Annotated in this window: 21 protein-coding genes; 15 read left to right on the top strand and 6 right to left on the bottom strand. The window is 50.8% G+C overall.

Annotation, left to right across the window (positions count from 1 at the left end; all coding sequences use genetic code 11):
• Window positions 1-3: 3 nt before the first annotated feature.
• The 4 genes from ACJJIN_RS19180 to ACJJIN_RS19165 are packed head-to-tail and all read right to left on the bottom strand — an operon-like array spanning window position 4 to window position 4,605.
• The gene (locus tag ACJJIN_RS19180; protein WP_413663672.1) at window positions 4-480 is read right to left on the bottom strand and encodes a TlpA disulfide reductase family protein; all 477 of its coding nucleotides are present in this window, start codon (window positions 478-480) and stop codon (window positions 4-6) included.
• 31 nt (window positions 481-511) lie between these two features.
• Window positions 512-1,165 (bottom strand): outer membrane beta-barrel domain-containing protein, encoded by a 654-nt coding sequence (locus tag ACJJIN_RS19175; RefSeq protein WP_413663673.1) that lies wholly within the window; start codon window positions 1,163-1,165, stop codon window positions 512-514.
• Window positions 1,135-1,986, bottom strand: a complete 852-nt coding sequence (locus ACJJIN_RS19170) for an outer membrane beta-barrel protein (protein WP_444895802.1) — start codon at window positions 1,984-1,986, stop codon at window positions 1,135-1,137. The genes ACJJIN_RS19175 and ACJJIN_RS19170 overlap by 31 nt, the downstream gene beginning before the upstream one ends.
• A 3-nt stretch (window positions 1,987-1,989) precedes the next feature.
• Window positions 1,990-4,605, bottom strand: a complete 2,616-nt coding sequence (locus ACJJIN_RS19165; RefSeq protein WP_444895801.1) for an HzsA-related protein — start codon at window positions 4,603-4,605, stop codon at window positions 1,990-1,992.
• A gap of 225 nt (window positions 4,606-4,830) precedes the next feature.
• On the opposite strand from ACJJIN_RS19165, the gene ACJJIN_RS19160 reads away from it, so the two are divergent.
• The 13 genes from ACJJIN_RS19160 to ACJJIN_RS19100 all read left to right on the top strand — a co-directional run bounded on the left by ACJJIN_RS19160 (window position 4,831) and on the right by ACJJIN_RS19100 (window position 20,556).
• A complete protein-coding gene (locus tag ACJJIN_RS19160) occupies window positions 4,831-6,057 on the top strand; it encodes a hypothetical protein (protein WP_413663676.1) in 1,227 nt (408 codons plus the stop codon).
• A 3-nt stretch (window positions 6,058-6,060) separates the two neighbouring features.
• The gene (locus ACJJIN_RS19155; protein ID WP_444895800.1) at window positions 6,061-8,580 is read left to right on the top strand and encodes a LamG domain-containing protein; all 2,520 of its coding nucleotides are present in this window, start codon (window positions 6,061-6,063) and stop codon (window positions 8,578-8,580) included.
• 100 nt (window positions 8,581-8,680) lie between these two features.
• Window positions 8,681-10,252, top strand: coding sequence for a hypothetical protein (locus ACJJIN_RS19150; protein ID WP_413663678.1), 1,572 nt, complete (start codon window positions 8,681-8,683; stop codon window positions 10,250-10,252).
• A gap of 12 nt (window positions 10,253-10,264) precedes the next feature.
• Complete coding sequence (locus ACJJIN_RS19145) at window positions 10,265-11,263, top strand: FAD:protein FMN transferase (RefSeq protein ID WP_444895799.1); 999 nt, start codon at window positions 10,265-10,267, stop codon at window positions 11,261-11,263.
• A gap of 116 nt (window positions 11,264-11,379) precedes the next feature.
• Complete coding sequence (locus ACJJIN_RS19140; protein ID WP_444895798.1) at window positions 11,380-11,904, top strand: AraC family transcriptional regulator; 525 nt, start codon at window positions 11,380-11,382, stop codon at window positions 11,902-11,904.
• Window positions 11,905-11,910: 6 nt separating this feature from the next.
• Window positions 11,911-13,881: a hypothetical protein gene (locus tag ACJJIN_RS19135; protein ID WP_444895797.1), complete on the top strand. Its 1,971-nt coding sequence runs from the start codon at window positions 11,911-11,913 to the stop codon at window positions 13,879-13,881.
• Window positions 13,874-16,738 carry a tetratricopeptide repeat protein gene (locus tag ACJJIN_RS19130; RefSeq protein WP_444895796.1) on the top strand — a complete coding sequence of 955 codons (2,865 nt, stop codon included), beginning with the start codon at window positions 13,874-13,876 and terminating at the stop codon, window positions 16,736-16,738. Before ACJJIN_RS19135 ends, ACJJIN_RS19130 begins: the two co-directional genes overlap by 8 nt.
• Window positions 16,725-17,372 (top strand): tetratricopeptide repeat protein, encoded by a 648-nt coding sequence (locus ACJJIN_RS19125; protein ID WP_444895795.1) that lies wholly within the window; start codon window positions 16,725-16,727, stop codon window positions 17,370-17,372. Before ACJJIN_RS19130 ends, ACJJIN_RS19125 begins: the two co-directional genes overlap by 14 nt.
• Before the next feature lie 2 nt (window positions 17,373-17,374).
• Complete coding sequence (locus ACJJIN_RS19120; RefSeq protein WP_444895794.1) at window positions 17,375-17,644, top strand: hypothetical protein; 270 nt, start codon at window positions 17,375-17,377, stop codon at window positions 17,642-17,644.
• Window positions 17,645-17,838: 194 nt separating this feature from the next.
• A complete protein-coding gene (locus ACJJIN_RS19115) occupies window positions 17,839-18,504 on the top strand; it encodes a MotA/TolQ/ExbB proton channel family protein (protein ID WP_108734861.1) in 666 nt (221 codons plus the stop codon).
• Window positions 18,505-18,515: 11 nt separating this feature from the next.
• Window positions 18,516-19,028, top strand: coding sequence for a biopolymer transporter ExbD (locus ACJJIN_RS19110; RefSeq protein ID WP_444895793.1), 513 nt, complete (start codon window positions 18,516-18,518; stop codon window positions 19,026-19,028).
• Between the two features lie 12 nt (window positions 19,029-19,040).
• The gene (locus ACJJIN_RS19105) at window positions 19,041-19,562 is read left to right on the top strand and encodes an ExbD/TolR family protein (protein ID WP_444895792.1); all 522 of its coding nucleotides are present in this window, start codon (window positions 19,041-19,043) and stop codon (window positions 19,560-19,562) included.
• A 1-nt stretch (window position 19,563) separates the two neighbouring features.
• The gene (locus ACJJIN_RS19100) at window positions 19,564-20,556 is read left to right on the top strand and encodes an AgmX/PglI C-terminal domain-containing protein (protein WP_444895791.1); all 993 of its coding nucleotides are present in this window, start codon (window positions 19,564-19,566) and stop codon (window positions 20,554-20,556) included.
• 98 nt (window positions 20,557-20,654) lie between these two features.
• Here the strand turns inward: ACJJIN_RS19100 and ACJJIN_RS19095 are convergent, their stop codons facing one another.
• Together ACJJIN_RS19095 and ACJJIN_RS19090 are read right to left on the bottom strand one after the other, a co-directional pair.
• Complete coding sequence (locus ACJJIN_RS19095) at window positions 20,655-21,032, bottom strand: DUF2237 family protein (RefSeq protein ID WP_413663688.1); 378 nt, start codon at window positions 21,030-21,032, stop codon at window positions 20,655-20,657.
• Window positions 21,023-21,646, bottom strand: coding sequence for a DUF2939 domain-containing protein (locus ACJJIN_RS19090; protein ID WP_413663689.1), 624 nt, complete (start codon window positions 21,644-21,646; stop codon window positions 21,023-21,025). The genes ACJJIN_RS19095 and ACJJIN_RS19090 overlap by 10 nt, the downstream gene beginning before the upstream one ends.
• A gap of 171 nt (window positions 21,647-21,817) precedes the next feature.
• Between ACJJIN_RS19090 and ACJJIN_RS19085 the strand changes: the two genes are divergently transcribed.
• Window positions 21,818-22,564, top strand: a complete 747-nt coding sequence (locus ACJJIN_RS19085) for a DUF2189 domain-containing protein (RefSeq protein WP_413663690.1) — start codon at window positions 21,818-21,820, stop codon at window positions 22,562-22,564.
• A 27-nt stretch (window positions 22,565-22,591) separates the two neighbouring features.
• Entirely contained in the window at window positions 22,592-23,275 is a 684-nt protein-coding gene (locus tag ACJJIN_RS19080) for an RDD family protein (protein WP_444895790.1), read from the top strand.
• Window positions 23,276-23,280: the final 5 nt, after the last annotated feature.

The raw sequence follows: 23,280 nt of genomic DNA, 5'->3' as shown, positions 1-23,280 counted from the left end.
ACACTACTCCCGAATCAATTCCTTAATCATTTTTTTATAGGCAGCTTCATCCCCATCACGATAACCTTTATGGATATAGCGAACGTTGCCATCACGATCAATAAATACGGTGCTGGGCATAGCGGCAACACCATACATTTTGCTCACTTCCCCTTTGCTATCAAAAAGAATCGGAAAATCCACTGGAATTTTCGCTAATAGCGAGTCCGCATCCTTGCGCTGTGCATCCACATTGACTCCCCAAACCTGGAAGCCAGCAGCTTCATAGCGAGCATGTAGCTGATCCAACAGCGGCATTTCCTGACGACAAGGGCCACACCAGGAAGCCCAGAAATTCAGCATAATGACATCGCCGCGCTGCTCTGCAAGCCTCAAATTTCCGCCTTGGTTGGAACTCAAGGTAAAATCCTTAGAGGGCTCTGCGGCGGAAGCCTGTGACATCGATAAAAGCAGCGTCAGGAAAGCAGCCAGGTATTTCATGGAAGAGTCCTTGTTATTTTTTGATGATCAATTAAAAAAAGATGGTAAGTCCCAATTGGGCAGACAGATTATTGGTGACTTGGGCCTCGCCAAATAATTCATGCTCAAAAACATGGTCGCGAACATCCAGGCGCACTGCGAGCCAATCGTTGGCAAGCATTCTCACTCCTGCACCAAAGTTGTAAGTGAAGTGCTCCTCGTCAGCAAACGAGGTATTTCCCACACCTCCCGCAACATAAAAATTGGCATTAAAAGCCCAGTCATCAAATACAAAGTACTCACCCTGGAAAATATTCCAGCCCACAGAGGTATTGTAATAACTGAGTTCACGCTGCTCATCAGTCAACAGCGGTGCTGCACCGCTCAATCTTTCAAAGCTGGATTCTCCCAACTCAGTCTGGGCATAGGTGGCCTCAATAAAAAAATCTTCGCTGATATGGTAGGCCGCTGAAGTACCGTACAGGGAATTTGAGCCAAAATCCTCGACATTGATAACACCAGCAAACAGACCAATTTCTATATTTTCACTATCTATCAGGGCGTCACGTATCTCTCGCCGCTCCAGTTCAGGTGCGACAATATCCGCAAGTACTTCATCATCCTGCTGAGCACTGCATACCTGGGTCCCCACCAGTGCGGAAAGCGCCGCAGAGCCTACAGATATACGTCGAAACCAAGTTTCCACTCGACTATCTCCTGATTATTTTCCTGCGTAGTAAGCAAGTAGTGATTTGTGTATTCAGCCCTGATGGCAAAACGGCGCGATAAGTAAGTACGCAACCCTACGCCCGCCAACATCGTTGTATCTTGCCGATCTTCGGTGGCAACGATAGTGGCGTTTGGAGAGGTAACATTTATCCCGGCTCCCAAAACAAAATAAGGGGATATTTTCCAACGTGGAAATGGCTGGTGGACCATTGCCACCTGATAGACTTGGCTGTCTGAATAGGAACCTACCGCCTGGGTTGCACGTATTTCAGTAGCCAGATTGGCAGTAAATTGGTAGCCCAGGCTAACTCCCAGGGATTCCGCTCCAGCAAAATCACCGTAATTCAAACCTAGGTAAAAGTAACCGTCGTCAACATCGGAAAAATCCGGTAGAGGAACTCGAACAATTTCTCCATTTTCTCCGTAGATTTCACGTAAGTCGTCAACTTTTACCCAGCCACTTTTATTGCGTGAAGTAAGCACTTTTACCCAGTCGGTGCGGCGTTTAAGCAGCCAAATTTGTTCACCATACTCAGCGACATAGAATATCGGGTAACCGCGCCCCGGGCCTCGGTAAATATTAATAAATGCATTACCGACTGTAACCAGCTCTGCATCCTCAAGGCCTTTATATTTTTTCTCAGTCTCAGTCTCCGTCTCAACCAATTCTTCTTGTGGGGTTTCATCTGAAGAATCAGATTCCATCAAAGTTCGTTCAGAAGAAGCCTGTCCAGAAAAAAGTAGCAGCAATACAAATACCGCGAAACTGCCAATAGAATTTTGGTGTAACTTCAACATGGTTTAATCTGCCGGCGCCGCAAAAGGATCGTTATAGTATTGAGCGCCAATATCAAACCACTCGGCAATCAAGCGCAACTCGGCATCTTCTAAGTACCCTTGGTGTGCGCCACCATTTTCAAAGATAGAAAAAAACGAGCTCTCAAGAGCAGAGCTCGTCAAGGGAGAGGAAATATTGACGGTAACCATTACCGGGATCGGATCACCGTTACTGTCGAGAACTAATTCGCCATCCTCATCAACCTCGTAAACAGGATTTCCATCATCATCAAATTCCTGTACGAGCCGCGGTGTTAGCACCCCACTGGATAACTCCAATTCAGCGCGATCGGCCACCAGCTCGGAATAGGAAACAAACCAAGCATCATTAACAGAGGAAGCCGAGGTTGTGAGATCTAATTGCCCATCGGGTATTTGGGTTGCTCCGGCAGCATCAACAGGAGAGTGACAGCCTGTACAGGTATAATCAGCTATTACTGCTCCTGTACTATCCAATACTTCACGGGGGAAATCCCAGAGCGGCTGAATATGTTGTTCATAGTGAATGACGATTCGACAATTACTTTCCCACTCTGTTAAACAGGTGGATTCCACCGGTGCATCCGTACTCAAATCACCGTATGAAAGCAATAACTCATCATCCTTAGTCCGTACCGCAGGATCAGTCCATAAATCGGTAAAGTGCAGATCTCCTTCAAGTTCAGCCTCACCAATATACCGGGCCAATAATTGAGCCATAGTCTCGCCCATTTCCGCCAGTAGTGCGGGCTCAGTATTGGCAAATGGTGCTGCCGAGGTCGGCGCTCCAACCCAAGCTGCTTCCAGCTGCATATCCGTGCGGCCATGAAGAGCTTCGCTATCGCTAGTATGACAACCGTTACAACTTCGCACTTCACCCGCTTGTAGCTGTAACCAGTTGTTATGACTATCGAAAATGCGTTTTCCATCTGCATCGACAACGGAAATTACCAGGGGCATATCTGCGGGAACTTTTACCCTGACGGAGCCGTCGGGCTGGATTGGGGTATAACCCAATATTTCACGCATGCCCTGATTACCATTGCGGCCAAATGCTGCCCCATCAAAGTCCAGAACATCATCATCGGGAATGCCCACGGCCTTGGAAATTTTCAGGAATCGTGCAGGCCGCAAATCTGCTGTGGTTTGGGCGGGATCCGCCAAGGTTTCGATTCCGGCAATATCTTCACCATCAAAATCATAAACACTGCGAATATCCAGGATTCCGACAGATTCCTCCACCAGATCCGCATCGACATCGACTCCCGGGACGGGGTCTGGAATATAGGTGGGCTCAGTGCGAGGCTCCAGAGTAACCCCTTCGGATATCATTTCTCCCTCTTCCACAACCACAATAGGAAGCTGGGTGCCGGCGATATAATCGTAAATCCACAGGCCGTAGAGTGGGTCTGCCAATTGAACTTCTTCGTCTTCGGCAAGAGTATCCGGGCAGGTCTCCAGCAGCTCGGTTTCTTCATTGATAACCCGGCATTCACTCCAGGTTACCAACAAACGACTTGTCCCATCGTAGAATGGCCATGCGGAAGCAAAAGTACCATGGGGAGAAATAGTATCGTCGGTAGTGACTTCTCCAACAGTGATAGAAGCCTGCCCGACCATTTCACCACTTTGCTCCGGCTCACTGTAGGCTTCGCTATAAACAATTCCATCGATAGTCACGAGATCGCCACCATAAGTGAGCCCAGAGGGAGCGCGCAACGTTACCAAAAGGCGGCCATCCGGCATTTCGTGCGGTCGATTGAAGGCGGCCTCAGTCTCTTCTGTACCCGTATTTTGACTGTGATAACCGTAATAAACCGCCAGGTCAGAACCATCTGGATTTACTGTATATAAGCTTAATTTATCGATACCTGCCGCATTGTCCCAGCGGTTAAACAGGACCCGTCCATCGCTCAGTACAACTGGATTTAAATCATGGCTCTGATTAAACGATATCTGAGTGATATCGGTTCCGTCCGCTTCCATTACATGGAGTACAAATGCCGGCTCCTCTCGATTTTCAGTCAGGGCCGAGAATTGCGGTTTACCGTCATCCAGTAAAAGAGCTCTGGAGCGCCGCTGGCGGGTAGAAGAAAAAATAATGCGTCCATCGGGTAAAAAAGCGGGAGCGATATCCTGGCCTTCTTCAGCAGTTAAATCTGACTCAATTACCCGATTGAGTTCTTCTGTTTCGGTGTTGTATACCCAAATATTCCAGGTAGGCTGCTCATCGTCATCAGCGTCTTCTATTTCCGGTGCCCGCATAGCAAATATAAGCTGGCTACCATCTGCTGAAGTATTCAGATCTTTTACATCGTAATCACCGTCAAATATATTTGCAGTAATGACAGTTTCTGCAGCACTGGCGGTTGCACGGTCTTTTAAAATCAGTTGAGCTCCGGCAAAAAATTCCCCGGGCTCATAAATATTATCCTGAAGGAGGCTGCCATCATCGTCACTACTTAATTGACGAAGTACAAAAGCAACAGGATAGTCCTCCACCACGGGATCTTCGGCTTGGTCTTCACCACCACTGGAACTGCCACCGCCACTACAGGCCGTCACCAATAGCAAAAGCGGTAGCGCACGCAAACATTTCATTTTTGTTATCCACCCGGGTTTGGCACGAGCAGCACACGCCTTTTTTGTGCTCTTAGCCTAAGAACTTTTTTATACGGCTTTGACCGCTGAGGCTAATTCTCGCAAGTTGCGCACAAAAAGTTTGCCAACTGGGACGCAAATATTGAAAGTCATTCTGACATTGTTGAAATCTGCTTTTAGACTGCTTTGCCACATCCCAGTGATCTCACCGACAAAAATAGTCCAATGAAAAATAATTCGTCTCGAGCGCGTGTACTCCGGCTCACCACGGTAACCGCACTGCTCGGAGTAGGTTTGTGGAGCAATTCTGCCCTATCAGCATCGCAGGACCAGGCTCTCCAAATTCACAGCCGCATCACCGGAACCATTCCCAGCGAGAGTGTATTGCTGGATATGGCAGAGGATATAGAAAACGGTGATCCCACCGCTGCGGCGTATACGGCAATGGAGAATGACGCCTTCTATAATGTCACCCTAAAAAATCTGGCCACCCCCTGGACTAATGAGGAGCAGGACGTATTTGAACCATTAAATGATTACACTGCGACGGTAATCGGCATGGTTCGGGACGATATGGACTTCCGCCAACTGCTCTCGGCAAATATTCTCTACACCGGTGATATTTCTGGCCTGCCCTCCTACAACACGGGAAATAACGACCACTACGAGACACTGGAAGCCGGGGGTTATTCCCTGCAGGACAATCTGGTGCAGGAAGCTCAATCCTCTCTCAATGGTCTCCCCGCAGATGCCACCGCCGGCGTTCTTACCAGCCGCGCAGCTGCCAAGGCTTTTTTTAGTGCGGGAACCAATCGCGCCATGTTTCGCTTTACCATGCTCAATCACCTGTGTAACGACATGGAGCAGGTGCAGGATACTTCCCGCTCACCGGATCGTATTCGCCAGGACGTAAGCCGCAGCCCTGGGGGCGACAGTCGGGTATTCCAAAATAACTGTATCGGTTGCCACAGCGGCATGGACCCCATGGCACAGGCATTCGCTTACTACGACTATGTATACGATGCAGACAATGATCCCGATGGAGAAGAGGGAGCCCTGGATTACAACGCAGCCGGTGATATAGATCCAGAAACCGGCAGCCGTGTTAAGGCCAAAAACCTGATCAACAGCGGCAATTTTCCCCACGGTTTTATCATTCCCGACGACAGCTGGGTTAACTACTGGCGCGAGGGCATAAATATGCATCTTGGCTGGAGCGACACCTTGTCCGGCAACGGCAACGGCATCAAATCCCTGGGAGAGGAGTTGTCTAACAGCCGAGCTTTCGCCAAATGCCAAGTAACTAAGGTGTTTCGCCAAGTTTGTCTGCGCGAGCCGGAAGATTCTACCGACCGCAACCGAATCGAAACAATTACCGATGATTTCAGCAATACCGGCTACAAACTTAAGCAGGTATACGCAGACACTGCGGTTTACTGCGCGGGAGATTAAAAAATGAAAACCTATAAAAGTCTCCCAGTGATAGAAAATACACTGATAGTTCGCACGCTTCGTATCGCTTCACTATTTTGTGCTGCCCTGGCAATCAGTGCCTGTAGTGGTGGCAGTGGAGAGGGCACCGAAAGCCAACCGGATACCAGCGACAACGATGGCACCGCTGCCTATTCCGGACCGGACCCTGAAACTGATGATGTCAATCAATATAAACAGTACATCTGGGATAACCTGGCAGCGACAAATCGATGCGGCAGCTGTCATATTGAAAATAACCAGAGCCCACATTTTGTCCGCGGCGATGATATTAATGCTGCCTACGATGCCGGGCGTGAGTTAATTAACTTATCAGTTCCCGATGAATCCCGTTTGGTAACCAAGGTTGGTGGTGGGCACAATTGTTGGCTTTCCAGCGATGATGCCTGTGCGGAAATTATTACCAACTACATCGAGGAATGGGCTCGGGCTAGCGGCGGCCTAAGCAATACAATCACCCTTGTCGCACCTGTCGAGCGTGAGGTGGGTGCCAGTAAAAGTTTCCCCGAATCCAGCGGCAGCTTTAGCACTACAGTTTACCCTCTGTTGCGCAGCTACTGTGCCAACTGTCACAGTGAAGATGCGACAACGGCACAAACCCCCTACTTTGCCAGCTCTGATGTCGATCTCGCCTACGCATCTGCGGTCAGCAAAATTAACCTGGATTCTCCAGCCGACTCCCGTTTCTCTGTGCGCCTGGGCAGTGAATTTCACAACTGCTGGGATGACTGCTCAGATAACGAAGCGGAAATGACCGATGCGATCCAAGCCTTCGCCGACACTATCAATGTCACCGAGGTAGACCCCGACTGGGTTATCAGTAAGGCACTGCGCCTCACAGACGGTATTGTTGCGAGTAGTGGCGGCCGTATAGAGAGCAATGCAATTGCTCTCTATGAATTTAAAACCGGCAGCGGCACCACTGCCTACGATACCTCCGGAGTTAACCCCGCAATTGATCTCGCCCTATCTGGCGATGTGGAGTGGATCGACTCCTGGGGGCTGCAATTGAAGGGGGGTAAAGCACAGGGGGCTACTGCAACCAGCAGCAAACTTTACGATACACTCACAGCCACCGGTGAATACTCAATTGAAATCTGGGCGGCACCCGCCAACGTCTCACAGGATGGGCCTGCGCGTATCGTCACCTATTCCGGTGGCGATGATATTCGCAACTTCACTCTCGGCCAGGATCAATACAGTTACACCGTGCAAAACCGCAATGACAACACCGATGCGGACGGTATGCCTGCCCTGGCAACCGATGATGCCGACCAGGTTGTACAAGCCAGTCTCCAGCATGTGGTGGCCACTTACGATCCAATTAACGGACGCAAGCTTTACGTTAACGGTGCAAATACCGGGGAGCCGGACCCAAGTGAATCCGGTTTACTCTCTACCTGGGACGATACCTTTGCTCTCGCAGTAGGCAGCGAAGTCAGTAACGGCAACAGTTGGGAAGGCTCCATTCGCCTTTTGGCAATTCACTCCCGCGCCCTATCGGAAGAGGATATCGCTACCAACTACGAAGTCGGCGTCGGTGAAAAATACCTGCTGTTATTCAAAGTTGAAGAGCACACAGGCATTGCCGAAAGCTATGTAATGTTTACTGTGCAGCAATTTGATAATTATGCCTACCTGTTCAGTGAACCCACCTTTGTCAGCCTCGACGACAGTGTCGATCCATCTGGAATCGCCATTGAGGGAATGCGTATCGGTATTAATGGCCGCGAAGCGGAGGTGGGCCAGGCCTGGTCCAAGTTATCCACTGCAGTCGACAATAGCTACGTAGCAGGTGAAGGCCAGCAGCTTTCCAGGCTCGGGACCATTATCACTCTGGATAAAGGCCCCCTCGATGATGAATTTTTCCTGACCTTCGAAAAAATCGGCAGCGAAACCTATAACCGGGTTGAGGTTACTCCAGCTGAACCTGCGGATGCCGCTGATCTGGAAGCGCAATCGCGCATAGGTCTGCGCCGATTTGAACAAATCCATGCAAGCTTGTCCCAGGCGACCGGAGTCTCCATGTCCCACCCGGAGATTTATGAAACCTGGGAAACTGTGAAACGCCAGCTTCCGGTTGAAAGTGACATTGAAGGATTCCTCGCTGCACAGCAAATGGGTATCACCCAGCTGGCAGTGAAGTATTGCAGCACCCTGGTGGACTCCAGTGAGCGCAGCAGCTACTTCAGTGGGTTTGACTTCAGCGCTTCCGCAGACACCGCCTTCGACAGCGCCAGCAAGCGCGCGCAGATTATCGATCCGCTCATGGAAGGTTTGCTTGGCCACGAGATGAACTGGCACGACGGCAGCGTCTCGCAACTTGCCAGCGCCCCGGACCTGGCCTCTGTAGAGACAGAACTGGACACGCTTATCGACACCATGACCGCCTGTGGCAGCAGCTGCGATTCAGGTCGCACAGAAACTACGGTGAAAGCCGTATGTGCTGCCGCCATGGGCAGTGCCATGATCCTGATTCACTGATCGCATAAAAAAGACTAGCGGCTTTGTCGGCAAAACTTTCGCCGGTAGAGCCCCTCCACAATAAAGAGCCGGCACACCGAAAACTATATCCGGGAATATTATGAGCAAGAAAAAACACTTTGATCTGGACCAGCCCCTACGGCACCCGGACCACCACCGCCCGGTAACACGCCGCGACTTTCTCGCTCAAGGCTTCCGAGCGGGTATGGGAACAGTGCTGGGCGGCTCTGTCTTCAGCTTGTTTGCCAATCCCCGTAGTGCCCATGCAGCCCTTTCCTCGGACCTGGAAGCACTGCGAAAAACCAATGGCGGGCCCTGTGACGTCAGTGCATTCGGTGCCGGTAAAATTCCTTTTATTTGTTTCGATCTCGCCGGCGGTGCAAATATCGCAGGCTCCAATGTGCTGGTAGGTAAAGAGGGCGGACAAATGGATTTTCTCGGCACAGCCGGCTACAACAAGCAAGGCCTCCCCGGGGATATGGTTCCCTCCCTCGGTGATGAATTTATCAATACTGACCTGGGTCTCGCCTTCCATAGTGACAGCGGTATGTTGCGAGGCATTCTGGAAAAAATCGCTGCTGGCACAGCATCGGCGACCAACGGTGCAGTTATTCCCGCTCGCTCGGAAAATGACACCGGCAACAACCCACACAATCCCATGTACGGTATTAACCAAGCGGGAGCCAACGGTTCCCTGCTGGCCCTGATCGGCTCCAGCTCCAGTGATTCCGGTGGCAACTCCATGGCTCCTTCCGCCATGATCAACCCCGAAGTTCGCCCCACCAAAGTGGATCGCTCTTCCGACGTTACTGGCCTTGTAGATGTAGGAGACCTGGTGGGGCTGCTCAGTCAGGAGGACACTGTCGCAGTGATGGAGTCCATGTACCGCATCTCCGAAGCGAAACTCAGCAACGTAAATACTAAAGTCAGCACCGATGCAGTCATTAAAGACCTGGTGCGTTGTGGCTATATGAAAAGTGCTGACCTGGCTGATCGCTTTGGCAACCCGGCCGATTTAAATCCCGAATCCGATCCAGATATCGTCGGGCCATCCGGTGTTTTTACCAGTTCAGAATTGAGTGGAGACAGAGAGTTCCAAAAGACTGCCTCAGTGATGAAGCTGGTCGTCAATGGATATGCCGGTGCAGGCACTATTACCATGGGTGGCTATGACTACCATACCGGCGACCGCGCCACAGGAGAGATTCGCGATTTGCGCGCTGGGCGCTGTATTGGCGCTTGCCTGGAGTATGCCGCCCGCCGCAACCAGCCCCTGATGATTTACGTTTTTAGTGATGGTTCCGTTTTCTCTAATGGAATGCTGGACGACTCTGTAGAGGGCCGCGGCAAAGGTGTCTGGACTGGTGATGACCAACAGACAGCCGCCTCATTTTTCCTGGTATACAACCCGGCGGGCCGACCACAATTACTCGGTGGCACGGCGGACGAACAGGCGATCCACCAGCAACTCGGCTATATGCGCAGCTCCGGTGACGTAGAAACAACATCCACCCCCGCCGCTAACAACGTCAATTTATTGGTGGAAACTGTAGTGCTCAATTATATGGCCCTGCACGGAGAGCAAGGTAATTTCTCCACCTTATTTCCCAACCATGGCCTCGGCGATAGTAACTTACAAGACAGCATGACTGCCTTCGCCCCCATTATTTAAGTTGGATAAGTGATGTTCCGCTTTTTTAAATCACTATTACTGTGCGGTGCCACACTTTGCGCGATTCCTTCTGTGGCCGAGTGGCACTACGCTGAACGTGCAATTATGGGGACTCAGGTTCGCCTGCAACTTTGGCACGAGGACGGCAATGAAGCCGAGCACCTTATTGAAGAGGTCATGACAGAGTTCCATCGCCTTGACGATCAGCTCTCACCCTATAAGGAAAACAGTGAACTATCTCTCGTCAACCGCACAGCTGGCCGGGGGAACGTCAATATATCCAAAGAACTCACCAACCTGATTGATAAATCCCTTTGGTTTAGTCAGCTCACTGATGGTGCGTTCGATATCAGCTATGCCACCCTCGGCAAGCACTATGATTTTCGCCAGCAAAGACAGGCAGACGCCCAGCTGACGGACTCGTTGTTAGAAGCGTTGAATTACCGCCACTTAAAACTGAATAAAAAGGCCAATACACTCCGTTTTGGCCACAAAAGCACAAAAATAGATTTGGGGGGAATTGCCAAAGGCTATGCGGTTGATCGGGCAATTGAGATCCTCAAGCAGGCAGACATTTGCTGCGCCAGCGTCAGTGCCGGTGGCGATGCACGCATGCTGGGAGATAAACAGGGGCAACCCTGGTTAGTGGGTATTCGCCACCCCCGTGAAAAAAGTAAAAATGCTGCGGTTATCCCCCTGCGTGATATTGCTATCTCTACCTCAGGTGATTACGAGCGTTATTTTATTGATGAGCAGCAGGATAGAGTGCACCATATTTTTAACCCATCCACAGGAAAACCCTCGGAAACTTCTGCAAAAGACACTGATAAGTTGATTAGTGTCAGCATTATTGGCCCCCGCGGCTTTGATACCGACCCCCTTTCTACCAGTGTGTTTGTTCTGGGAAAAGAGAAAGGCTTGGCACTTATTAATCGATTGCCCCAATTTGAAGCAGTAGTTATAGATAGTAACCGGAAGTTGTTTTTCAGTCGCGGTTTGGAGAATCTTTGAGTAATCCGTTTTATCTTCATAGAAAATTTGCCAACAAGATCACATCAGATCGTTGATCCCCTGACATAATTTGCGCCGACCAAAGAATAATGCCAATTCCTATCAAAAGGTCTGCCATGAGACGCCCCTTTCAGTGCTTTATTTTATTTATCGGCCTTTTAGGCTCTGCGTTTGTGCAGGCTCAGGAAAGCGATTTCTCTGCGGAGAAATTGGAAGAATTAAAGCGCGATGTACTTAAATTAAACAGGGATTTATTGATTCTTGAAGAAGATTTGCTCTATCCCGCACAGAGCCAAATCGCCTTTTATGTGTCTATGGATGTAGGCCACTATTTTACTTTGGATGCAGTAAAGCTACACATCGATAACAAGTTAAGTGCAAGTCATCTGTATACGGAACATCAGCGGGAAGCGTTGATTCGCGGTGGTATTCAACCGCTTTACAAAAGCAACCTAAAATCCGGTGATTACACTATTTCTGCTTTTATAACTGGCCTTGGGCCCGAAGGGCGCGAATACAAGCGGGCAGCCAAGTTGGAATTGAATAAAAGTGATGAGCCCGCCGTTATTGAACTGGTTATCTCAGACAACTCCGGAAAACAACAGCCGGAGTTTGAGTTGGTGCAGTGGCCAACGCCCTGATTAGCCATGTACTACCCATCTTTTACCCGCACCCTATCCCTGGCGCTCATCCTTGCCGCAAGTAACCTTTGCGCTCAGGAAGCTGATACTGTGGCCGAAACAAACGGTCCCAGCAATGAGCAGCGAGCCCCACAAAAATACCAAAGGGCTCAAGACCTGGCTTATGGCGCTACGCTTTACGAGTATTTTGAAGGGGATTACTTTGATGCCCTGAGCACACTGCTGGTTGCTCAACAGCGGGATTCAATTCAAATTCACAGGGATAACGCCGCATTGATAGAGGGCGGGATCAGCCTAGGGTTTGGTTTACATAGACGAGCAGCTGAACTTTTTGAACAGCAGAGTAATGTCGAGGCTGCGCCAAAATATCGCCGCACTGCCTGGTTAAAGCTGGCCGAATTAAATTACCTGAACGGTGATTTTGTCAGCGCAGCAGCACACTTGGAAAAGTCAGGGGTTGCCGAGGAGTCCTCTCTACCTCTCAACTTAGCGCTGCGCAATAAAGACCTCACCACGGCTCAAAAATTACTGGAAACCAGCGATTTATACCCTGCGGAAAAGTTATTGGGACATATCAACTTAGGCGCTGCCTTTGCCAGGTCCGGCCAATTGCCTGCAGCAATTCACGAATATCAAGTCGCTGTTGATTTTGCAGAAACAATTGATATTCCTTCATCTGAAATTCCCATACTCATTGATAAAGCCCATATTGGTATGGGGTACGCCCTGGCTCTTGCAGAGCAACACAGCGCAGCTAAAGAAGCCTTTTCCAGGGTTCGCCTCAACACGCCCTGGGCAACTCGCGCACTCCTGGGAATGGCTTGGTCCTCTATCAATGGTGAGGACTACCAAGCGGGCATAGACGCACTGCAATTTTTACTGGATAAACACCGCTACAGTCCCGCCGCACGGGAAGCGATGGTAGCCCTGCCTTATGGTTACGAAAAACTGGAAAATCGCTCTGTAGCCCTCAGAGCATATCAAAGCGCTGAAGCTTATTACCTGGAAACGCTCACTGAGTTACACCAGTTACAGCAAGACCTGGCGACGGAACCGCTGGCCTATGATCCTGTTCAGCGCGAGGCTTGGCGCTATGGCTGGTTACAACTAGCCCAGGCTTCTCCCCTATTGCGTGACAACCAGCACTTCCTGCGGCCAATCCTGCAAAGTGACCGCTTCCAATTGCGGCTCACCGAGTTGCGCGATCTACAGCAGCTCACCCAGGTCCTACAGACCTGGCAAGATAAACTACCTCAATTTGCTGACCTTATCGAAGAGCGTCACCTGCGCCGTACAACGATTATTGATAACTACAATAGCGCCCAGTTTGACCAGCAGTTGCAGATGGCAACACAGCAATATGATCATTTGAGGGCAGCTCTCGAGCATATTGAACAGGAGCGCGACGCACTCACTTTATTGGCGACCACCGCCACTCCAAATGAACAAAGTGAAACCCTCGAATTACTGGAAATTCTCACCGGCGCTCAAGAACGTCTTAAAAAAATCCAGGACAGCGGCAAAGCCAGCCAACAACAAGCAGAAACCCTGGCGAAAGCCCGGGGGATTTTGCTTTGGCAAGCCAGTGAACAGTATCACGAGAAGTTGTGGCAGCAGCAAAAATCCCTACAACTGCTCGAAGATCAGTTACGCAGGGGGCGGGAACAACGCAAGAAAACAGATACCGAAGCACAGCGAGGGCCACAACTGCGCCAACTAGCCTATCGGGTGGTCACCGCCGGTGACGAAATTCCAGCTCAGCAAGCGGCGATTGGTCGAGCCAGCGAATTGATTGAAGCCGACCTACGCCGAGAAGTTATCGCCCAGCTGGGTAGGGAGCAGCAGCAAATTCACAATTATATGGCCCACACACGCCTGGCTATCGCACGTCTGCAAGACGCTGAAATCCAGGCAATTCCCGCAGCCTCTCAGGCTGACAGTGACACGGATAATACCGGGGCCGCAGACAATGAATAACGCCCCGCATCCGGCAGCTGTGTTTACCCTGCGCTCCCTAGCTATTGGTATTTGCTGTGCCCTGACAGCCTGCGGCAATCAACCGGTACAAACCCTGGCTGACCTGCCCCGCGCCAACCCACCCAGCCCCCAGGAAGAGGCACCGCAAAGTCCGCCCGTGCAAACCGTTATCGCGTTGGAAAACCTGGTGCAAAGTTACCGCATGGCACTGGAGAGCCACACCGATCCCAAGGTTCGGCAACAAATCCATCTGCGCCTGGCTGACTTGGAAATGGAACGACTGGAGCAAAAACAGTCCGACAATCCGGATACTATTGTCGACTACTCCAGCGCGGTCGATTATTACCAAAGCCTCTCTGCACAGCGCCCAAAAGATGATTACATTCTCTATCGCTTAGCCCGCGCCCGAGCACTGGACGGGGAAATGCCTGCGGCCTTACAGGCATTGGAAAAGATTGCCGGTAGCGCACCGGACTCACCGTTTATCGGCGAAGTCTTATTCCGCCGTGGCGAGGCGGCATTCAACCGCAAAGACTACCCCAGTGCCGCCCGAGATTTCCGTGCATTGCTCAAGCAGGGGCCGAGTCCATTTACGGATAATGCTCGCTATATGCTGGCTTGGTCAGAATTTAAATCGAGCAATTACCGCGCATCCACAGAAATTTTTCTCCAGTCGCTGGATATTTTGCACAGTGAGGAACAGGGGGAGGAACTCCCTGTTGGGCGGCAACGCCTGCGTGAAGACAGCCTGCGCGGGCTCGCATTAAACTTCAGCTACCTGGGAGGTGCTGAAGCCATTGAGCCTTTTAACCTCAATGGAGAGCCACGTCCCTATCAGCACCAGCTATACAGTGCACTCGGTACCTGGTATCGGGAAAAAGAGTTGTTCCGCAATAGTGCCGATACCTTTTTACAATTCGTCAATCACTACCCACAAACCCAGCAAGCCCCACAGCTTCATCTTCTCGCCGTTGAAACCTTGCAAGCGGGGAGACTACATAAGGAAGTTCTGCCCACGAAGCGGGACTTTGTGCGTCGCTATGGTGTGAACAGTGATTACTGGCAAGCAGCAGGTGAAACTCAACAACAGGAGTTGGCCAAAACCCTGCAACCATGGCTGTATGAATTGGCCCAGTTTGACCACGCCCGCGCTCAGGAATTGGCTCAGCAGGTCACAAAACTACCCGCGAATAAGGTGAAAGAACGTCGCCTTGTCAGCGCACAATCACTGGGTGCCTATCGCAGCGCCGCCGCGTTATATCAGGAATACGCGCAGACTTTTCCACAAGATCCACGCACGCCATCCATGGTTTTCCTGATGGCAGAGTGTCTTGAGCAGGCTGCAGATCACCCCGCCGCCTGGCGCGCTTACAGCCAGGTCGCCTGGGAATACCAAGATCCCAAGTATGCTGCCGAAGCCGGCTACGGAGCCATCCTCAGTGCAGCCAGAGTGCATGAACAAACTCCGGATCAAGAGTCGGAACAGAAAATCCTGTGGCTCGATCGCAATATCGAAGCGAGCCTGAAATTTGCACAGAGCTGGCCCCAAGACCCGAGAGCTCTGCCAGTACAGCTGGCCGCTGCCGATAAGTTGTTACAACAATCGCGCTTTGCCGAAGCCATCGCCGCTGCCGAGCACGCCGATCAATGGCAACCGCCAGCCAATAGGCAACAGCAAATAAGTATTGCAATAATACTGGCCCACAGCCATTTTTCCCTGAAGCAATATCCCCAGGCAGAGGCTGCCTATACCCGCGCGCTCGGCTACCAGCCAGACGATAAGCTGCACAAAGACGCATTGCGCCAATTGCAGTTATCCATCTATCGCCAGGCAGAAATCATTTTGGCCCAGCGCGAGAGTGAGGATGCCGCTCCCAGTGAGGAAGCCCTCAATCACCTGCTGCGTATCCGCGATAGCGGGCGCACAGAGGTTGCGGCCACCGCCCAATATGATGCGATTAATTTTCTTATTCAATTAGGGCAGTGGCAGCGCGCCAGCACAGAACTCGCTGATTTCCGCCAGTTTTATCCCGCGCACACCTTGACGCCGACACTGGCTGCCAAAGCCATCGTTATCTTTGAAGCTCTGGAAATGCCGGCGGCTGCCGCCACAGAATTACTGCAATTAGCCGCTACAGATCCGGATCGGGAAGTTCGCCGTCAATCCCTGTTTATGGCAGCAGAAAACCTGCAAAAAGCCGGTGAATACAACAGGGCTATTGAAAGCTATCGCAACTACAGCAAATTGTGGCCAGAACCCGCCGAGCAACGTCTGGAAGCGCAATTTCAGCTGGTCGAAATCTACGCTCAGACCAAAAAGCCCACTAAGCGGAATTACTGGCTACAACAACTTGCACAGAACTCGCTGCAGTCACCCCGCGGGCGTTACCTGGCCGCTTATTCTCAAAGTGAACTGGCGGAACAAAGTTATGCGAAATTTGCTGAACTGGCACTGCGCTTGCCGTTAAAGACCAGTCTCGCTAATAAAAAGCGGGCCATGCAAACCACCGTGGCGGATTACCGTAAAGTCCTGGAGTTTGGCATCGCAGAATTCACCCCTCAAGCAAACTATCGCCTCGCGGAAGTTTACCGACAGCTCAGCCGTGACCTGATGGACTCACAGCGCCCTAAAAGCCTGAACGAGCTGGAATTGGAACAATACGAAATTCTGCTGGAGGAACAGGCCTATCCCTTCGAGGAGAAGTCCATAGAACTTCACGAGGCCAATATCCAGCGCACAGTTGAGGGTATTTACGACGACTGGGTTAAACGCAGCTTCCATTCACTGGGAGAGCTGTTACCCGCACGCTACAAAAAAGAAGAAAAAACCCTGGAGTGGAGTGATGCACTGCATTGAATCTAGCACCCAGAAATTAACTTCAATCGCACGGTTATTCACTGCTGCGCTATTGGTTTTTTTACTCTCCGCATGTAGCGGTCTGCAAAAGACGATATCGCCCACGGATAGCGACACCGCGCAACAACTGACAGAAAACCCCTACTTGCGAGATGTTAAAAGGGTACCGCAACAGGCCCGTGCGGCGATGGAACTGGCTCGGCAGAATTTTCAGACAAATGATTTACCTGCAGCTGAATCGCAACTGCTCCAAATTACTGAAAAGTGGCCGGAGCTATCTGGAGCCTGGCTTAACCTGGCAATCGTGCAGCATTCCGGCGAGAAATACGAGGAGTCCGAGAGCAGCTTTCGCCAGGCTATTGCTGTAAACGATAACAATGTATTTGCCTGGAATCGTCTTGCCGCCCTGATGCGTGACCGGGGGCGGTTCGAAGATGCAGAGCAATACTACAACGCGGCCATAGAGCGTTGGCCACACTATGCCGATGCACACCGCAACCTGGGAATCCTCTACGACCTTTACCTGCAACAACCCGAGCGCGCCCTTCAGCACTATATAGCAGCGCAAGATTCCGGTACTGAACAGGATAAATTGCTCAGTGCATGGATACTCGAGCTGGAGCGGAGACTTTAACAATGAAATTATTTTCTAGCCTCATACTGAGCCTGTCTATCTTTGCACACGGTGCAACAGCAGAGGAAATAACAACGCTGGAGTCCACCGTAATTGGCAGCCAGGAACAACCTAAGGTTTTATATATCATCCCCTGGAAGCAAGCCAACAGTTTACAAAGGCTCGACAGCGTTCTGCCGCAAACTTTCTCCTCTGTATTTGAACATCAGGAATATTCGGAATTTCGGCGGGAAATAAAGCTGTTACAAGCTGAACAGGAAAAAACCGATTAGGCCGACCCACCAAAATTAAAAATATTCTTTTTGCGGCGCATGGAAGCGGCGCTGCTGAATTTATACAGCGAAGACATGGAACAGCCGCAGCAGGCTTCAACGTCCCGCGGCCCTCTTTATACACCAAGGGTGGGAACTCAATCGCTCTCCCTTTGCACTACAAATTTATAACTTTATCTGTGGAGAATTAAATCATGGAATTCACTCAAGCGATGCTGCGTTTTTTCCAAAATGGCGGACCCTTCATGTACCCAATTGCAGTGGTCCTGGTTATCGGACTGGCAATGGTAGTAGAGCGCTGGATATTTTTATCACGCGCGCGGAATGCCAATAAAAAGGCGTATCAACAAGTATTGCCCATGTTGCAAAAACGCAGCTATCAAAGTGTCTTGCAGCTGGCCCGAGACAACGATGCAGCAATGGGCCGTATCGCCGCAGCGGGCATCAACACTTTGCAATTTGCCAAGCGCGAGGAAAATATTGCCCTGGCTATTGAGGAAGGGATTCTCGAAGCTGTTCCCCGTCTGGAAAAACGCACCAGTTACTTGGCCACTCTCGCTAATATTGCCACTCTGCTGGGCCTACTCGGCACTATTATGGGTCTGATTGCTGCATTTACTGCAGTAGCCAGTGCCGACCCATCTGAAAAAGCGACCATGCTCTCCACCAGTATTTCCGTAGCGATGAACACTACAGCATTCGGTTTGATTTCTGCCATTCCCCTGCTGTTGTTTAACTCAATGCTACAAAATAAAACCAATGAGATTGTCGATAGTTTGCAAATGGCCGGGGTTAAATTCCTTAATCTGCTGACCATGGGACGCCCACAGAAAGCGGAACAACGCACCGCTAACAGCTAAGGGGTACCGCCATGCTGAACATAAATATTCGCCGGCGTGGATATGAGGAAGCGGAACTCGATATCACCTCGTTTATGAGTTTGATGACCATTTTGGTTCCTGTGCTACTGCTAAATATGGTGTTTTCCCATATCTCCGTGCTCAAGCTGAACCTGCCGGGTATCGGCGATGGAAGTTCCAGCAGTGTGGAGGAAAATCACCAGCTCGAACTCGTTTTGCGCACGCAGTATGTCGATATCAATTATCCCGCTGGGCAGCGGGTTAAACGCATCCCACACGAAGAAAACTCACCGGATTTCGCCACGATATCTATCGTTTTACAGCAGATAAAACGGCAGTTGCGAGAAAAATCTATCGACAAAGATGATCTGGTGATCCTGTCAGAAAAGGGAACGCCTTACAAAACTCTGGTCGCCGCCATGGATACTGCACGCAGCTACCGGGCTGTAGTGGCCGCATCTGTTGTTGATGCAGAACTGTTCCCCCAGATATCTCTCGGCGATGCACCGGAGCAGACAAAATAGCGGGGCCAAACTATGAAGATAAATGCAGCCGCAAAACTGCAAGAGCGCAGGCAAAGGCAAAAAAAGCAGCAGTCAAAACTGAACCTGGTATCACTGATGGATATCTTCACCATCCTGGTATTTTTCCTTCTGGTGAACTCAACCAGTGATGTTCAGGTTCTGCAGACTGATAAAACCATAAAACTGCCCAAGTCCACCTCACAACAGAAACCCGAGGTGACTACTGTAGTGCGGGTCAACAATAAACAGCTGTTTGTCGGGGACCGATTTATCGCCAGCATCGATGACATCGATCCCAGCGCAGAGAATATTGAAGCCCTGGTAACAGAGCTTAAATACCGTGCTGAACGAGCGGGAGAGCTGAGCGAAGCCCAGAAAACTCTGGGCCGAGCAGTGACTATTTTAGGTGATGAACAAGTTCCCTATGAGTTGCTGAAGCAGATCATGCACACCTGCGCAGCCTCAGACTTCCGCGATATGTCTTTCGCCGTAGAACAAACAGCGCCGGAAGATCCCTCGGGGGTGGAATCCTGATATGAGTACAGCAACCATTAGTTACGCCCCCTGGCAACTACAGGAAACAGTGCTTCCCTGGTCCGCCTCAAGAGAGGAGGATCAGCGCTTTATCAAATTGCTGCGCGGTGGCCTGATAGCCCTGGCCATCAGTGGCATTGCCGTTGCACTGGCGCCAGTACCCGAACTCACCCGGGAGCAGGCCGAAAGGGTGCCACCACAGCTGGCCAAAGTGATTCTGGAAAAAAAGGAATTGCCAAAACCCAAGCCAAAGCCGAAACCCAAAGAGCAAAAGAAGCCCGAGGAAAAGAAAAAGCCCGAAGAGAAACCCAAAAAGAAAGCGGAAACACCCGACAAGCCCAAGCCTGTGGAGAAGCCGCGCAAGGTTGAAAATCCCCCGGTTGCCAAAGTACAGCAGGCCCGGGAGAAAGCGGCCAATAGCGGCCTGAATGCACTCGCCGATGATCTGTTGGATATGCGCGAGAGTTTTAATACATCGGATATTAGCCGGGGCCAGCTCAGCTCGGGGAATGCTACTGCCACTAGAATAGAACGCAGTATGATCGCGGATAAGTCAAAAGCCTCCAGCGGCGGCGTTGCCGCCGGTAGAGTAAGTCGGGATACCGGTGGTGTCTCACTGGCCGGACGTGAGAACACCCGAGTACAAAGTACCCAGGCAACGGGTTCAGCCAAAGAAGCGGTGGCCAAGGCCCGAGGGCAAAAATCCATACGTACCGACGATTCCATTCGCAGTGTTATGGAAGCCAATAAAGAGGCCATTATTGGAATCTATAATCGCGCGCTGCGCAGGGACCCAACTCTGCAGGGAAGACTCACCGTACAGTTGGTGATCGCACCGAATGGTGCTATCGCGTCGATCAAACTGGTAGAGAGCGAGCTCAATAACCCGACACTTGAACGCAAGTTGCTGGCGAGAATCCGCATGATCAATTTTGGTTCTGCCAACGTTGAGAGTACTACCAAGAACTACTCAATCGACTTCCTGCCTTCTTAAGTTCCGATAGCTATCTTGTTTGTAGCGTGGCGACACAGGGACGTGCCGCCATTTGAAGGGCGTTAATAGGTGGGCAAGAAGCTGATCCACCCAATCAACTAAAGCAAATCCAGCGCATAGCGACGCAATGTTTGCATAGGAATAATTTCCAGCGCCTTCACATGTGTACTCTGTAAAAATACCCGGGGAGCCATATCCAATTTCTCCGCTTCGAGCCAGCGCGCGGCACAGAGACACCAACGATCCCCTTCCTTTAAACCGGGAAAATTAAACTCCTCTACCGGCGTACTCAAGTCATTGCCGCGACTGCGGGAAAATTCCAGGAACTTATCAGTCACGGCAACGCAAACGGTGTGAGAACCGAGATCCTCTTTACAGGTGTTACAGCAGCCATCGCGAAAGAAGCCTGTCTTCGGGTCCAGGCTACAAGGCACCAGTGGATCGCCAAAGACGTTGACTGAATTTTCTATCTCCATTCCTGACTCTCTCCACTTCTATCACCAATTAGCTGAATGTCCACCAGCTGCCAGCGCAGACCATTGCGTTGCATCAACATGCGCAATTCAGGCCGACCATGCTCACCATATTCAACACTCAGATGATTGAGGTCGGTAAAATGCCAGCCCATGCGCTGCCAGGAATCTTCATTCTCTTCCGCTGCAGAAGTCTCATTCTCGGAAATATCCGGTGTTTCACCACCCTGTCGATAAATTTCCCGCTGAAATGCCTCCAGATCCTCTCCCCCACGAAGAAGGTCGGCAATGCCCTCAGGAGTAATAAACTGTTGTAAAAGTGGATCCATAAAGAAATTTGCACCAGCACTGAGTAATTCATCAAATTCCTGAGGAATAGAGTTACTTAGAGAATTCCTAAGTTGCTGCTGTAAGCGGATCTTTAAATTGTCACGTAAAACAGGAAAATCGACATAGCGCTCTAACGTGTCGATACTCTCAGCTCTAACCTGCGGCTGATCGGATTTAGCCATTTTCGCCGCACGCTGCAATTGCTCGATGGAATAAAACGGCAAGGCGACATACCCAGCGGTAATCAACACCAAAACCAGGCCGCTCATCCACAGTATTTTTTTCATCAATTCTATTCCTTAGTCACTCCCCGGGGATTTTATGCTGAGAAAGATGTATCACCTAATTTGCCAATGTATTGGCGTGGCATTGTTCGCCACTCCTGCCTATGAGATATTTCCCTCCCAAGACTCTGCACCCCATTAATAATCTAAATCTCAATAAGGACAGCTAACAGGATGAGTGACATCTATACGGCACCAAAAGCCGATTTGGCAAGTACGCGGGAAATGGAGGAATTCGGCTCTGTAGAGAAGGGGATTGCAGGGGACTATTCGTTTTCTCTCGGTGAAGCCCTCAGTGAAGGGTGGCAATTATCACTAAGCAATATGGGAACTATATGGCTTAGTTTTATTCTTTACGCACTGGGCGCATCCGCAATAATGCTCATCCTAGCGGCATTAATGTGGGGTTCTATATCATCGGCTGCTGGTTTATCAGGCATGCTATTCCTAGTCATCTTAGCGCCTATCGCCGTAATAGTGATCGTTGCCCCTCTTATGGCAGGTTCTATGATGGTAAGTATAAAGATTGCCAGAGGAGAAAAAACCAGCGCCACCGAGGTATTCTCCTATTTCGATAAAATCGTGCCCCTTGGCCTGGCAATGTTTTTATTATATTTCCTCGTTTCGATTGGCTTTTACCTGTTACTTATTCCCGGTATCTATCTTTCAGTCGCCTATATGATGGCCCTGCCGCTTATCGTAGATCACAACCTGGGTCCCTGGCAGGCTATGGAGGCTTCACGTAAAGCCATCACCAAAAACTGGTTCGCCTTTTTTGGCCTTTTGCTGGTAATGATGGTCATTTACGTTGCAGGCAGCCTTCTATTCCTCATAGGATTAATATTCGCCCTTCCCTGGATTTTTGCGACTTACGGCGTTGCTTACCGTCAGGTCTTCGGCGCCCCCACTCAAAACACATAATCGGTTCTACCAAACAGGAGCGGTGGCTTGCTGGATACCACCTATAACGTCGAAACACCCGAGGGGATTGATTTGCGCGCGCGGGCCGCTGGGCCCGTGCCACGTATCCTTGCGTATGCAGTGGATGTGTTTTATCGATCATTGATATTGGCTGCGATCGGCTTTGCGTTGCTATTTGCCGGCTTTGCCGGTGCGGGTATCTGGCTCGTCTGCGCCTTTCTTCTCGAGTGGTTTTACCCGGTGTTTTTTGAAGTTTTGCGGAACGGCCAGACACCGGGCAAAAAGGCCTTTGGCCTAATGGTGGTCAACGACAACCTTACGCCGGTATCCTGGGGAGCATCCATCGTTCGCAACCTGCTACGCTTTGCGGATTTTATGCCATTTGCCTACGCCACTGGCGTAATAAGCATGACACTGGGGCGTCACTTCCAGCGCCTTGGCGACCTGGCAGCAGCCACCCTGGTGGTCTATCGCGAAGAGGAAAAGGCACCTGTTGCCCTGCCGGATACCACCCCGCTCCCACCACCACAAAACCTTCGCCAGCAAGACCAACAGGCACTGGTTAGCCTTTTGGAGCGCCACCAGGATTTAAGCGAAGCGCGTCAGCAAGAGCTCGCCAATCTGCTCGAACCGATTACTCGGAAAAGGGACAGCGATGCCTTGAGCTACCTGCGCTCCGTGGGCAGTTGGCTACTCGGTGGCAGGGGATAGGCAGA

It is taken from the genome of Microbulbifer maximicatervae (SeqCode) (assembly GCF_052467505.1).
Note: the sequence above shows the minus strand (reverse complement) of the source record. Positions and strands in the feature narration are given on the sequence as shown.